Source organism: Binatus sp. (SeqCode) (genome assembly GCF_035272065.1).
GTDB lineage: Bacteria > Desulfobacterota > Binatia > Binatales > Binataceae > Binatus.
In genome coordinates this window covers 1-8,391 of the sequence record NZ_DATEQZ010000010.1, presented here as the reverse complement: position 1 = coordinate 8,391, position 8,391 = coordinate 1, and the positions used below count along the sequence as shown (strand labels likewise).

The following is an 8,391-nucleotide window of genomic DNA, read 5'->3' as shown; positions in this document are numbered from 1 at the left end:
GGCACGGCATCGGATCTGTGGATGCAGATCCTGGCCGATGCCACGGGCGTTCCCGTCCATCGCTCGACGAGCAAGGAGGCTTCCTCTCTCGGCGCGGCAATGGCGGCCGCCACGGGATGCGGCTGGTTCCAGAGCTTTGCCGAGACATCGGCCGCCATGGCCGGCCATATCGTTCGGACCTTCGAACCGAGGCCGAAGGAGAAGGCGGCCTACGCGGAACTGGGCGAGATATACGGAGAACTCTGGCCAGCGCTTTCGAGCTGGAACCAAAAGCTCGCTCGCTTTGTCGAGCAGCGGGCTGCAAAGCTGCAATCCTAGACTGGAACGAAAGAAGCCGGTGCCTCTTAACTTTGTCGTTCCCTAGGTAGTCGATCTTTAAGAAGCCGGATTGAGGGGGCAATCCCGAATATCGCCGCGAACAAACTCGCGGCCTTGAGATTTCGGATTCGCCATGAACATCCAGAAATTTAGGGTACGGTTTGTCGGACCCATGCTCAGCCTCGCCGTGGCGAAGCTACTGGAAGGGCCAGAATGGACCACCTTCGATGATTCCAAGCAACGCAAAGAGGTAGGGAACTGTATCTTCGAGCGTGCGATCCAGGGTCAGTACCCTGCCGTTCACCTTCTCGCGTCGAATACGCGGTTCATCGTCGGCGCTGATCCGGAAGTAGCCATGGAGCAAATCGATCACCGGCAGAAATGCCGACCCCTTGCCGTGCGAATGGGGCCAGAGGGGTCGCGATGCGGAGTTTACGCAGCGTCGTCGAGGCGGCTCACGGCGCAGCTGTCGCGAATGTTCGATGACGGCGCGAGTATGAATCGAGTTTCAAAACGGAAATTCGGCTCATTTTCGGCCGCCTTGACCGCGAGTGCTCTGCCAGAGTGAAGGGCTGCACCGCCGCCATTTGTCGGTCGCTCGTTGGTTGCTCGGCCTTCGGAGAACCGCAACCTGAGGACTGGCACCCGAACCGGCTTCGCGCTGTGGCAGGCGCCGGAGTAGAATCCGGGCCGTCTCTGTTTCGAGCTTATCGAGGGGAGGGTCGGTGACAGTTCCGTCCGATACCCTGACGACAAATCCTACCCGCGAGCTGGCGGCGATCATGTTCAGCGATATCGTCGGCTACACCGCGATCATGGGCCGCGACGAACGCGAGGGCTTGCGTGCGGTGCGCGAGCATCGCGCGTACTTGCGGGCGGTGCTGCCGCAGTTCAACGGCCGATTAATTGGCGAGATCGGCGACGGCACCCTTTCGAGCTTCCCAGCTTCGCGGGCAGTGAATTATCAACGGGTCTCTCACACCGCCGCCGTGAGTATTCTGTTTGTACCACTTCAAGGGCGTGTTACCCGCCTGCGCCCATCCCCACGGAATATTGCAGTGGCTATTCGGTCCGCCGATGTCGTCCAGCCGTGCGACCGCCGCGTCGAGGTCCTCGCGCATGCCGTTGAAGTAGCGCATCTCGTCGAGCACGCCGGTCGGGCCGCCCTCCTGGCTGGCGCCGTTGTCGGACATCAGGATGAAAAGCGTGTCATCGAGCAGGCCGAGCTCTTTGAGAAATGCAACGAGGCGCCCAATCTGCGAGTCGGTATGATCCAGCATCGCCGCGAACGCCTCCTGCAGCCGCGCGGCGAACAGGCGTTCTTTTTCCGATAGCTGCGTGCACGGCTTGACGCCCGGAGCCGCTGCTGCTCTCGCCTGAGCAGCAGCGCAAGCGGCTGCTGGCGGCGCTCGCGGCATGGACGTTCGGTGCAGCCAGGGCGCAACCGACAGTGATTGTGCTGGAAGACCTGCACTGGGTCGATCCATCGACGATGGAGCTTACCCAGATTCTGGTCGAGCAGGGCGCGACGGCGCCGCTCCTTTTGCTCTACACGGCGCGCCCTGAATTTCGCGCGCCGTGGCCGATGCGGGCGCATCACGCGCAGGTCACGCTCAACCGCGTTCAAGTTCGCCCAGTCGGTCGTCATCAGATCCATAAAGAGGTTGCCCTCGACCTTGAGACCCTCGGCCAGCGGCGTCTGCGTCGCCGATCGCGCAAGGCGCTTGAGGTGGGCCATAGCGCGCGGAGACTGGCTCGCGAGCTGACCCGCCACTTCCATCGCCCGTTCCAGGGCCTTGCCCTGCGCCAGCTCATTCACGAGACCGAAGGCGGCCGCTTCGCGTGGGGTGCGCCCCGGATCCACGGCGAGTTTCTCAAGCGCGACATTGAGATAAGTGCAAGATGAACTGTCCTAATTTTGGCGCGTATCTATAAGACGTGGTTAAGACTAGGCTCGGTCATGGCGGCTTGTAAAAACTTCCCCTTCGACTTCTGCAACGGAGCCAGCCATGAAGGAGCTAGTTCGATTTTTGGCGCAGCAGCTGGTTAACAACCCTGAAGCGGTCGAGGTCACGGAGACACGGGGCGAAGCAGTCACCCTGCTTGAATTGCGCGTGGCGAAGGAAGACTTGGGCAGGGTAATAGGCAAGCAGGGCCGTACCGCGAAGTCGATTCGCATCATCCTCAACGCGGTCGCAGCGCGGAACAACTGCAAGGTTACTCTTGAAATCGTAGAATGATCGCCGAACGCCTGGCGAGCGCAGCGGCGTGGTGGAGCTTCTTGGGACTTTGCTTAGACAAAAGAGCCATGGATACGACATCGCGTTCCGGGCCGGGCAGCTCGTATCGCCGCTCAGCACTCGCGTTGCTTACGTATCTCGTTCTCAGACCTCTCGAGGCGCCGCCACATTTTCTGGCGCCGATCGAATTATGAATAGCGATAGGGCCAATGGTTAGTGGGTCAGTTGAAAAAATCCCATGGGGGGAAAGCCCTCTAAGCTGTCTAGTCTGCCATCGTAAAGTCTTAGAGACCGATCAGGTCATTTACTTCGAGGTTGAAGACCGTGCTTGTCGAGTGTTAATTTCAAAGAAGAACCGCCGGACACCGCGAAAATAATCTGCGGTGTCCACGAAACGTGCGCGAAAGAATTTAAGAAGATGGTTGCTTTGGGCCAGTACCCGCCAAAGTATTCAAACTGACACACTACCGGCCCGATTTGGCGCGTATCTATCGGTTTTCGGTGGCCCTTGGCGCGAGCGACGAGTTGTGGTCACAGGAAGAGTTGATCGATGAAGCGGCAGCTCAACGCGAGGAAATCTACTTTGCCGGATGTGAATCATCGAGAAGACGAAGCCAGACAACTCTTGGCCGCGTTGCCCTCGCAGGAACAACGAATCGTCAGAATGCGCTTCGGCATCGATAGTGAAGATTATGCAGTAAAAGAAGTCGCCCGGGTTCTCGGAATCTCGGAGGCTGAAGTCCGCACAGTAGAGGATAAGTTTCTCGGGCGATTTAGACAAACTGGACCAACCTAAGACCTTGCGCGCGGCGACGTGCCCGCAAACCCTCCTGCGCGGTTGCTGTAGCGAAGGGAACACGACGGCGCAACCGCGTGCCGCTGACCCGCGTGCGCTCCCCACATTGCGGAGCAAACAAAAGTGTTCACGGCATATGTGAGAACCAAGTCCGGCAAGATCACCCTCTGTGCTATGCCGCGCAAGTGGCACGACGTCGAAGAGACCGCGGCGAACATGAGCAAGGTGCCCGGTGTCGAGCGGGTCAGCGTTGCTGCTTATGGCCGGATCATTGCGTCGTTCAAGGACGGCGTCCGGATTGACTTGGAAGCCCCCTAGCCGTCGTGGAAAAGCAGTTGGCGATTTCCTAGCCATCTCCTGGGGATAACGTTAGGAGGAGCCACAAGTGATCGGTCGCCGTAACGTTCCGACCCCCAGAGTCCACCAGGCACGAGTTCACTCAGCTAGCCGCACCAACGTGACACCATGAGCAAATGGTCTCACGGTTCGCCCGACCATCTTCGAGATCGGCGCGCGCCGCAACAGCCAAAGAACCGGCGGACTCAAGATGATGCGCCTGAAAGTGTTGGAGAAAAGGAGCCGCGGTCCGAACTGTTGCATACGTTGCACCGCCCTTACCTCAGGTGTGCGTTCGGCTTCGATCCGGGCGGTCGCTGCATCCAGTTCCGCTGCTGATGCTCCGCTGGCAAGGGGTGAGCAGAGATGGTTGGCGGCTACCAGCGCGTCGCGCAGCGCGATATTGATTCCCTGGCCGCCCACCGGCGACATCGGATGGCTTGCGTCGCCAAGAAGAAGCAGCCCCGGGGCACTCCATTTGGTTAGCCGGTCGCAGACGACATCGAGCAGGAACGGGTGCGTCACATCATCCCGATTTGCCCGCAAGTGCGCCGCGAGGTCGCTGGACACATGCGCCGCCATCTCTTCGATCCATTGCTCGATACCGCGCTGGCGTAATTCGCCGAAACTTCCTTTCTCGATCATCCACGCAAACTGGAGCCTGTCGTCATACGATGGAAAACAAAGCATCAGATGAGAGTTGCCGCTGCTGCCGCCGACGTAGGCGCGCGCCGTGGTTCGGTCCGACATGAAATCGGGCAGCGGCACTTTGCCCCACACGACGTCGAACGCCTGCGGAGACCGTTCCTCATGCAGTCCAGCCCGTTTGCGAATTACGGAAGCTCGGCCATCGGCACCGATCACCAGATCTGCGCGGATCTCGATCGGCCCACTTGTCGAGTCGGCTACTACGCCCGTGACCCGGCCAGTGTCGAGGACTAGATCACGCACGGTGACCCCGCGACGGAGTTTGAAATTCGAGTAGTGGCTGGCCTCGCCTACCAGCATTTCAAGCATCGCGGGCTGCGACACGACATGCGGACCGAAGTCACCGAATCCCGAGGCGAATTCAAACCGGCCGAGGCGCGTGGCGCCCCGATAGAACTCCACCGCACTGAGCCGCGTCTGAGGTAGAGCGGCGAGTTGCGGGCCGAGCCCCATCTGGGCGAACGCATCGACCCCGCTGGGCTGGAGTGCTTCGCCGCGAAACTCGCGCGCAAAGTCGGTCTGACGCTCCAGCAGCGTCACGTCGATATTGCGCCGCGCAAGAAGATACGCGAGCGCAGCTCCTGCGGGACCTGCGCCGACGATAGCCACCTGCGAGAGCCTCGCCATCGCCGACTACTATCCGACCGCCGACAGCGACGCACAAGCGCGCCCACGCGCAATCATCACGACCTACCTCAGCGCATAGGTGCGGCGGCTCTTGAAGTTCTTTCGCGGTGACAGGATACTGTTATCACCGCTCAATCAAGGAGAACCATATGGACCTAGACAAAATCATCTCGGAATTGAAGCGCGAGGGAGAGAAGATTGGTCAGGCTATAGCTGCCCTGCTCGAAGGCGCAGGCGTGAGTGGCAAAGGCCCTGCTCGAAGAGCCGCGCGTAAGAGGAAGGGCAGTATTACCCCGGAAGGGCGACGCCGCTTGTCACTGGCGATGAAACGACGCTGGGCAGAACGGCGGGCGAAGAGTTTGTCCCGTAAGACTGCGGTGCCAAAGAGACGAGGGCGGCTGACACCCGCAGGCAGGAAGAGGCTGTCCCAAGCGATGAAAAAGCGCTGGGCGGAAAGGAAGGCAAAAGCTTCCTGACCAGACGGTCGTCGTTTGTCGAGAGAATCAAAGACGCGGGAGTTAAGATCTGGGCTTCGGTCGAAAGCACCGGACGTTGAGGGATCGGACCATGCTAAATTTCGAACAGACGTCGCTTGGGGCCGCTGAAGAGCTGTGGCGCTACCCGGTTAAGTCCATGATCGGCGAGCGGTTGAGCGAAACCGAGGTCAAGCAACGTGGACTGCTGGGGGATCGGGCGTATGCGCTGCGAGACACTTCTGACGGCAAGAGTGCGATGGCTTGGCGAGCGCTCTTTTCGCGGACGATGCGCAATGGGGCACCGGCTCGCTTCTCGACAAAGAAGATCGAGCATAGATCAGGTGGCGACGGGCGAATCTGACCTTCTCTGGTGAGAAAGGGTTTGCGCCAGCTCCAAGGGAAACTGGAATTTCCGAAGCGGTCGCTCGTATAGGCTAAGGCTTCCTTCAGGCTCAACGCCCTAGTCGTATTGCCAACGCGCACGTACAGAGTGGATCTTCCTCTCCCCTTCTGCCAGCACCGCCGGTGGGCGTGCAGGCAGGACGTGGACCAGACAAATGTCGTCCGCGATCAATTCGCACCAAGCAGAATTTCCGCGCGGCGGAGCCATCCGGACATTCCGATCGATTTGAACTGAGCCATCGCAGCGTCGAGACGGGACCGAGCGCGCTCGCGATCGCCTGGCGCGTTTCGACGGATATACATCCACGCCTCATCGAAGTCCGCGATCGCGCGCAAAGGCCGCGCGCCCTGCTTCGAGGAACTCAGCGCATAGCTTTCGCGAAATGCTACAATCGTACGCGACCACGATGGAATCGAGAGCCATCAGGGAGGAAACCGCGTGGACAAGCATCCGATTCGCTTTGGAGTGCAGACCGGACAGCAGAACATCGAATTGGAGCAATTGCGCACCTTCTGGGGCAAGGCCGATAGCTGGGGCTACGACTCGCTCTTGGCGTTCGACCACTTCTATCCGATCTTCGTACCCGACCCGACCGGCCCTTGCATGGAAAGCTGGACTGTTCTGAGCGCGCTCGGCCAGAACACCAAGCGTGCGCGTATCGGCGCGCTGGTCAACGGCAACACCTACCGCAATCCATGTCTCACAGCGAAGATGGCCGCGACGCTCGATCAAGTAAGTGGTGGCAGGCTCAACCTGTGGTATCAAAGACGGGGTAGTAGTTACGGACGCCAACGGTAATTTCGCACACCCTGACGGAGACTGCGCCTATACATTGGATTGAACCTTTTTGACGGATGAAGAGGACGCGCGGGAGATCCCATCGTCTCATGCTCAATGAGGTCGAGAGTCCGCCGAAATAACCCTGACAACGGTTCCCGTTGGCAAGCGTCGCGCCCTCGCCTGTGCTCAAATTAAGGCCGAATGGCCTTCATCGTCTTCGATAAAACATTCGCGCCGAACGGCAAGATCCGATATCTGCAATTCGGAGATGCGCAGAGACCATCCAGGAGGCCCGCAAAGCGGCGCAGTTCCCTGGGTTGCGCGATCCAATCATCCTCGACCTCGCACGCGCCGAGAGGGTTGACAGGCAAGCGATGTTGCGACTGCACGCGCTGAAACCCATGGCTCTTGTCGGCCGCAAGTCGGATCGCGAAGACATCGCGCCGATAGGTACCGGCCCATGTTGCAACCCGACTTCGATCCCGAGCCCAGGACTCTCCGCATCCATCGGTGCAAGTACGTTTTCGAGATGCAAAAAGCCCCGATGCCTGGAGCGCGCGACGCTGATCGCCGAGAAGGTTGACGGTGCCGCCCGCCACGTTCGGCAGATCGAGTTGTGCACGCGGGCAAGTACTAGAATGGTAGACGGAGCTGGATGGGTCCCGCTGGCGTCGTTCTCTGATAGCTGAAGCCGTCTAGTTCTCGCGGCTCAACACTCAGTCTGCCCGAACACAGGCGCAGCCCTTCGCGCGACACTCGGACTCGCGATCCCGATGCGAGTGAGCATCAACATGGCGACAGGCGCGTACAATCAGGCTGGTGGATCGCAAGACGGTCAAGCGCTGGCTGAAGCTCGGCAGTTGGCAGCCGCGGCGAAGCCGGCATCGACCCCGGCCGCTCGATCGCTTCGCCGAGTTCATCGAGCACGCGCGCCGGAGGTCGGGTGGAACGGCGCGGTTAGCACGATGGCCGCGATTCTCGAGAGCGACACTCGTGAGCGCGGAAGAAGGAAGACTGCGGCGAGGCGGCATTGGGCCTCACCTCGAAGCGCCCGCTCCGATCAGCAGAGGCCGCCGACGCCGGCCCCAGCTGCCCGGCGGGTCGTCGAAGACGCCGGCGCAAGCGGCACCGCAGCTCTTGCAGCGGCCGTCGCGGGTCAGGTTCCAGGACGTGATCTCGTGCCAGTCCCGACCGATCACGCGCGACCCGCAAGCGTGGCAATAGGTGCTCTGCGTTGCCTCGTCGTGAATGTTGCCGGTGTATACATGGCGGATGCGCACGCCACTGGCAATGCTCCGCGCCGCCGTGAGCGTCGCCGCCGGGGTCGGCGTCCGGCCGAGCATCTTCCAGTCGGGATGAAAGGCCGTGAAATGGAGCGGCACGTCAGGACCGAGATACTCGAAAACCCAGGCGCTCAGCCCCTCGATTTCGGCATGCGAGTCGTTCTCGCCTGGGATCAAGAGCGTCGTGATCTCGAGCCAGACCTTGGTCTCGTGCTTCAGGTAGGCGAGCGTATCGAGCACAGCGCTGAGCGAGCCGGTGCAGAGCTTCTTGTAGAAGGCTTCGGTGAAGCCCTTGAGGTCGATGTTGGCGGCATCGATGTGGCGATAGAACTCTCGTCGCGGCGCATCGCACATGTAGCCGGCGGAGACGGCGACCGTTTTGACGCCCCGCGCGCGACAAGCTTCGGCGACGTCGATCGCGTAT

At 60.6% G+C, this 8,391-nt stretch carries 11 protein-coding genes; 7 read left to right on the top strand and 4 right to left on the bottom strand.

The genetic code is table 11. The annotated features are described in order from the left end of the window. On the top strand, window positions 1–318 hold a 318-nt coding region (locus VJX68_RS01480; RefSeq protein ID WP_324093866.1), incomplete at its 5' end, for an FGGY-family carbohydrate kinase. Between the two features lie 196 nt (window positions 319–514). On the opposite strand, the gene VJX68_RS01475 is transcribed toward VJX68_RS01480, so the two are convergent. Beyond that, window positions 515–691, bottom strand: coding sequence for a hypothetical protein (locus tag VJX68_RS01475; RefSeq protein WP_324093865.1), 177 nt, complete (start codon window positions 689–691; stop codon window positions 515–517). A 529-nt stretch (window positions 692–1,220) separates the two neighbouring features. Continuing rightward, window positions 1,221–1,736: a sulfatase-like hydrolase/transferase gene (locus tag VJX68_RS01470; RefSeq protein ID WP_324093864.1), complete on the bottom strand. Its 516-nt coding sequence runs from the start codon at window positions 1,734–1,736 to the stop codon at window positions 1,221–1,223. 32 nt (window positions 1,737–1,768) lie between these two features. Between VJX68_RS01470 and VJX68_RS01465 the strand changes: the two genes are divergently transcribed. The 4 genes from VJX68_RS01465 to VJX68_RS01450 all read left to right on the top strand — a co-directional run bounded on the left by VJX68_RS01465 (window position 1,769) and on the right by VJX68_RS01450 (window position 3,672). Then, entirely contained in the window at window positions 1,769–2,224 is a 456-nt protein-coding gene (locus VJX68_RS01465) for a hypothetical protein (RefSeq protein WP_324093862.1), read from the top strand. Between the two features lie 103 nt (window positions 2,225–2,327). Next, complete coding sequence (locus VJX68_RS01460; RefSeq protein WP_324093861.1) at window positions 2,328–2,558, top strand: KH domain-containing protein; 231 nt, start codon at window positions 2,328–2,330, stop codon at window positions 2,556–2,558. A gap of 550 nt (window positions 2,559–3,108) precedes the next feature. After that, a complete protein-coding gene (locus VJX68_RS01455) occupies window positions 3,109–3,354 on the top strand; it encodes a sigma factor-like helix-turn-helix DNA-binding protein (protein WP_324093860.1) in 246 nt (81 codons plus the stop codon). A gap of 123 nt (window positions 3,355–3,477) precedes the next feature. Further along, a complete protein-coding gene (locus VJX68_RS01450; protein ID WP_324093859.1) occupies window positions 3,478–3,672 on the top strand; it encodes a hypothetical protein in 195 nt (64 codons plus the stop codon). Between the two features lie 117 nt (window positions 3,673–3,789). On the opposite strand, the gene VJX68_RS01445 is transcribed toward VJX68_RS01450, so the two are convergent. Next, window positions 3,790–5,025: an FAD-dependent oxidoreductase gene (locus tag VJX68_RS01445; protein ID WP_324093858.1), complete on the bottom strand. Its 1,236-nt coding sequence runs from the start codon at window positions 5,023–5,025 to the stop codon at window positions 3,790–3,792. 567 nt (window positions 5,026–5,592) lie between these two features. Between VJX68_RS01445 and VJX68_RS19045 the strand changes: the two genes are divergently transcribed. Then, a complete protein-coding gene (locus VJX68_RS19045) occupies window positions 5,593–5,862 on the top strand; it encodes an MOSC N-terminal beta barrel domain-containing protein (RefSeq protein ID WP_349255877.1) in 270 nt (89 codons plus the stop codon). Window positions 5,863–6,342: 480 nt separating this feature from the next. Then, window positions 6,343–6,702, top strand: coding sequence for an LLM class flavin-dependent oxidoreductase (locus VJX68_RS01440; RefSeq protein ID WP_324093857.1), 360 nt, complete (start codon window positions 6,343–6,345; stop codon window positions 6,700–6,702). 1,019 nt (window positions 6,703–7,721) lie between these two features. Here VJX68_RS01440 and amrS read toward each other — a convergent pair. Continuing rightward, window positions 7,722–8,391 (bottom strand): AmmeMemoRadiSam system radical SAM enzyme (gene amrS, locus VJX68_RS01435; protein ID WP_324093856.1); only part of this gene is annotated, 670 nt, incomplete at its 5' end.